Genomic DNA, 288 nt, shown 5'->3' with positions numbered 1-288 from the left:
ATCCAGCGAAGCGCACCAGAGATACGTCGAGAACTCGGTGTGCTTTTCACAGTGCAGGTCTCCTTCGTCCCATGTCACGCCGTGAAGCGGCGTAGCATGGTCGGGTTCGGCAACGCCGAAGCGATGAGACAACTCGCTCATCGCCATCTGATCCTTGGCCTGGTCGCCTTCGGTCATGAAAGCGAGCTGCAATATGCCGCGCGGGGCCTGAATCAACAGATGCGGGCGCGCATGCACTTCACCCACGGCGGCAGCACGATCGGTGTAGGCCGGCATGCCGTACACGGT

Annotated in this window: 1 protein-coding gene; it reads right to left on the bottom strand. The window is 61.1% G+C overall.

All coding sequences use genetic code 11. The features are described 5' to 3' along the window. Positions 1-285, bottom strand: a 285-nt coding sequence (locus ACZ2XM_RS15475) for a DUF3422 family protein (RefSeq protein WP_490619012.1), incomplete at its 3' end; no start/stop codon positions are given. Positions 286-288: the final 3 nt, after the last annotated feature.

It is taken from the genome of Psychrobacter sp. CoH-33_TS_01, assembly GCF_058189395.1.
Note: the sequence above shows the minus strand (reverse complement) of the source record. Positions and strands in the feature narration are given on the sequence as shown.